The 4,273-nt window shown below is 68.0% G+C and carries 4 protein-coding genes; 2 read left to right on the top strand and 2 right to left on the bottom strand.

The features are described from left to right. Nucleotides 1–503: 503 nt before the first annotated feature. Nucleotides 504–1,574 (bottom strand): L-cysteine desulfhydrase Cds1, encoded by a 1,071-nt coding sequence (cds1, locus tag DI269_RS02575; RefSeq protein WP_112133576.1) that lies wholly within the window; start codon nucleotides 1,572–1,574, stop codon nucleotides 504–506. Continuing rightward, nucleotides 1,561–2,034, bottom strand: coding sequence for an Lrp/AsnC family transcriptional regulator (locus DI269_RS02570; protein ID WP_112133575.1), 474 nt, complete (start codon nucleotides 2,032–2,034; stop codon nucleotides 1,561–1,563). The genes cds1 and DI269_RS02570 overlap by 14 nt, the downstream gene beginning before the upstream one ends. 226 nt (nucleotides 2,035–2,260) lie before the next feature. Here DI269_RS02570 and DI269_RS02565 point away from each other — a divergent pair, with 226 nt between their 5' ends. Together DI269_RS02565 and DI269_RS02560 are read left to right on the top strand one after the other, a co-directional pair. Continuing rightward, entirely contained in the window at nucleotides 2,261–2,476 is a 216-nt protein-coding gene (locus tag DI269_RS02565) for a BldC family transcriptional regulator (protein WP_112133574.1), read from the top strand. Between the two features lie 377 nt (nucleotides 2,477–2,853). Next, nucleotides 2,854–4,266, top strand: coding sequence for a glycoside hydrolase family 6 protein (locus DI269_RS02560; RefSeq protein WP_112133573.1), 1,413 nt, complete (start codon nucleotides 2,854–2,856; stop codon nucleotides 4,264–4,266). Nucleotides 4,267–4,273 lie beyond the last annotated feature (7 nt).

The raw sequence follows: 4,273 nt of genomic DNA, 5'->3' as shown, positions 1-4,273 counted from the left end.
GGAGGCCGAGCGAGCGGCGGGTGAGCTTGGCGCCGAACGGGTTCGGGCGCTCGGTCGGGTTCTGCATGTGCGCTCCAGAGCTCGAAGTCGAGGGCCGCGGCATGACGAGCCGTCATGCCGCGGCCCCGGGGAGGGGAGGGATCGGTCGAAGTCGGGGACGGTCGTCCGGCATGCCGCGAGCAGCCGCATGAAACGATTCAACCCCGCGCCGGAGTCCGCCGCGCGATTCCGGTGCCGTGATCCCCCGGCGGTGCCGGGCCTCGTCAGGGATCTATGTACTCATGGGTATCGATTTGTTTGGCGAGTATCGTAACCCGATGTAAGCGCTCGCACAAGCCTTTCGCGAGTGCGCTTCTCGACGCGCTCCGCCCGAAGGGCGGGGTGGGTGGGGTAGGAGTACTACCATCCCTACCCCCCACCCTCCCAGGGGAAGCATAGGCCTCCACCTTCCGCGAGGGGTACGACAGAAACAGCCCCGCACGGCCCCGATTCACCCGAACGTGTCAGGCGGGCAGGATCGGCGCGAGCCGCTCGGCGGCCGCCGCGAGGTCGATGCCCTGGGACGCGACCCAGTCGTCGTCGAAGTACGTCGCGCCGTAGCGCTGCCCGGAGTCGCACAGCAGCGTCACGATGCTGCCGCCGCGGCCGGCCTCGCGCATCTCCGCGATGAGCGACAGCGCGGCGACGAGGTTCGTCCCGGTCGAGCCGCCGAGGCGGCGACCCATCCGCTCGGAGGCCCAGCGCATGCACGCGATCGACTCGGCGTCGTCCACTTTGACCATCCGGTCGACGAGGCCGGGGATGAACGAGGGCTCCACGCGCGGGCGCCCGATGCCCTCGATGCGCGAGCCGCGGCCGGCCACCGCCTCGGAGTCGCGGTCGCGCCAGCCGGCGAAGAACGCCGAGTGCTCGGGGTCGACCACGCACAGGCTCGTGTCGTGGCGGCGGTAGCGCACGTACCGGCCGATGGTCGCCGAGGTGCCGCCGGTGCCCGCGCCGACCACGATCCAGGCCGGGACCGGGTGGCGCTCCAGGCGCATCTGCTCGAACACCGACTCGGCGATGTTGTTGTTCCCGCGCCAGTCGGTGGCCCGCTCGGCGTACGTGAACTGGTCCATGAAGTGCCCGCCGGTCTCGGCGGCCAGGCGCTCGGCCTCGGCGCAGACCGCGGAGGCCTCGCGCACCAGGTGGGCCTTGCCGCCGTAGAACTCGATCTGCGCGATCTTGGCGCTGCTGGTGGACTCGGGCATGACCGCGGTGAACGGCAGCCCGAGCATCCGCGCGAAGTACGCCTCGCTCACGGCCGTCGAGCCGCTGGACGCCTCGACGACCGGCGTGCCCTCGTCGATCCAGCCGTTGCAGATCGCGTACAGGAACAGCGAGCGCGCGAGGCGGTGCTTGAGCGAGCCGGTCGGGTGGGCCGACTCGTCCTTGAGGTACAGGTCCACGCCCCACTCGGGCGGCAAAGGGAAGGGGAGCAGGTGGGTGTCGGCCGAGCGGTTCGCGTCGGCCTCCACTGTGGTGATCGCCCAGTTGGTCCAGAGCCGATCGCGCGTGCGGTCAATCGACTCCATGGTCGTCCCCGTCCGAGGGGATCGGCTGCGGCCGGTCCTCCCATTTGGTGGAGAGCGTGATGGTGGTGCGGGTCTGCGCGACCCCGGGGATCGCGCCGACGCGGTGGATCAGCTGTTCGAGGTCGGCCATCTTGGGGACGCGGACCTTGAGCTGGTAGCACTCGACGCCGGCGAGGAAATAGCACGACTCGATCTGCGGAATGGCGCGGAGCCGTTCGCAGATGTCCAGGTGGTCAGCCGAATTGTCGGGAATGATGCCTATGAGGGCCGTGATCCCGAGTCCGATCGCCTCGGAGTCGACGACGGCGGTGTAACCCGCGATGACGCCGTTCCGCTCCAGTTTCACGACGCGGTCCTGCACGGAAGGCGCGGTGAGCCCGACCCTGCGCGCCAGTTCGGCGTAAGAGGTGCGCCCGTCGGCGCGCAGCAGGTTCACGATGGTCCGGTCGATCTCGTCCACTACATGAGGATAACGGGAGTTACCGCTTGGGTCCTGTGCCTACCTCATCCCCGCAAACTCCTAGAGCGTCGGAAACGGCTCAGAGCGCCGTTGACATACGCGTGGTACGTTCAGGCAGTACCTACCGACCGAAAGTATGTCCAAGAACTCATGGCAGGTTTGACTGAATAGTGGTGTAATGGGTTTAACGCACGAAGTGAGTCTTCATCACGGGGAGGAAGAAATCATGGAGACCGAGGACCGCCTACTCACACCCGGCGAAGTCGCCTCGCTGTTCCGCGTCGATCCGAAAACGGTGACGCGCTGGGCCGCGGCCGGCCGGATCGGGAGCATTCGCACGCCGGGCGGCCACCGTCGGTTCCGCGAGTCCGAGGTCCGGGCCCTGCTCGAAGGGGACGCCGGAGCTCAGGTCACGTTCGAAACGGGCAACGCCCAGTCCTGACGGGGTCGCACGCGAAGGCGACCGCCAACCGCATATTTCTGCCTGGCACAAGCCGGTCCAGCGCAGCGCACCACGGCCGAGGCCGAGGGAGGACGCGCGCGAGGGACCGGCTTTTCGCATGCCTCGAAAACGGCAGCGCTCCAATCCACATTGGAGATGATTTGTTCCATTTAGGGCAATTGCCCACTCTTTGAAGTCGGATCAATACCCTGAGTCGCCATCTATGCCGCCAATCTGACTTTTCCGGATTCTCTGGTCGCAACCCTCTTGACATCACACTGATACATAGGCAAACTTCGATGTGATGTTGGGAGCGCTTCCGTGGGACCCGGTACACGCGGCGCCGCTCCCCAGCCGACGAAGCAAAGGGAAGGCACATGACGCTCAACCGAAGCAGACGACAACCCCGGCGCCTGGCCGCACTGGCGGCCGCGGCCGCAGCGGCGGCCACCGCCGGCGCCCTGGCGGTCAACACCGCCGGCGCGCAGGACCTGGAGGCCGCGCAGGCCAAGGTCGACAACCCCTACGAGGGGGCGCAGGTCTACGTGAACCCGGTCTGGTCGGCCAACGCCGCGGCCGAGCCCGGCGGCGACGCCATCGCCGACCAGGCCACCGGCGTGTGGCTCGACCGCATCAGCGCGATCGAGGGCAACGACTCCCCCACCACCGGCTCCATGGGCCTGCGCGACCACCTCGACGAGGCCGTCGCGCAGGGGGCGGACGTCATCCAGTTCGTCATCTACAACCTGCCGGGCCGCGACTGCGCGGCGCTCGCCTCCAACGGCGAGCTCGCCGCCGACGAGATCGACCGGTACAAGAGCGAGTACATCGACCCGATCGCCGAGATCCAGTCCGACCCGGCCTACTCCGGGCTGCGGATCGTCAACGTCATCGAGATCGACTCGCTCCCGAACCTGGTCACCAACGTCTCGCCGCGCGCGACCGCGACGGCGAACTGCGACACCATGAAGGCGAACGGGAACTACGTCGACGGCGTCTCCTACGCCGCGGCCGAGCTCGGCGCCCTGCCGAACACCTACAACTACCTGGACGCGGGCCACCACGGCTGGATCGGGTGGACCAACGACGACCCGCAGTACGACAACTTCCACGCCTCCGCGGCGCTGTTCGGCTCGCTCATCGGCGAGAACGGCATGACCGCCGACGACGTGCACGGGTTCATCACCAACACCGCGAACTACTCGGTGCTGGAGGAGCCCTACTGGGAGGTCGACCAGGTCGTCGGCGGCAAGCCGCTCAACCAGAACGGCGACGTCAAGTGGGTCGACTGGAACGCCTACAACGGGGAGATCGACTTCTCGACCGCGTTCCGCGACGAGCTGGTGTCCAACGGGTTCAACGCCGACATCGGCATGCTCATCGACACCAGCCGCAACGGCTGGGGCGGCCCGGACCGGCCGACCGGCGCGTCGACCTCGACCGACCCGGTGACCTTCGTGGACGAGTCGCGCATCGATCCGCGGTTCAACAAGGGCAACTGGTGCAACCAGGACGCCGCCGGCCTCGGCGAGCGCCCGCAGGTGAACCCGGAGGCGGGCATCGACGCCTACGTGTGGATCAAGCCCCCGGGCGAGTCCGACGGCGCCTCCGAGGAGATCCCGAACAACGAGGGCAAGGGCTTCGACCAGATGTGCGACCCCGCGTACGAGGGCAACGTGCGCAACAACTTCAACATGAGCGGCGCGCGCGGCGAGATGCCGCTGTCGGGCCACTGGTCCTCCGAGCAGTTCGCGGAGCTGCTGGAGAACGCGTACCCGCCGCTGAGCTAGAGGGCGG

It is taken from the genome of Glycomyces dulcitolivorans (genome assembly GCF_003265355.1).
Classification (GTDB): domain Bacteria; phylum Actinomycetota; class Actinomycetes; order Mycobacteriales; family Micromonosporaceae; genus Glycomyces; species Glycomyces dulcitolivorans.
Note: the sequence above shows the minus strand (reverse complement) of the source record. Positions and strands in the feature narration are given on the sequence as shown.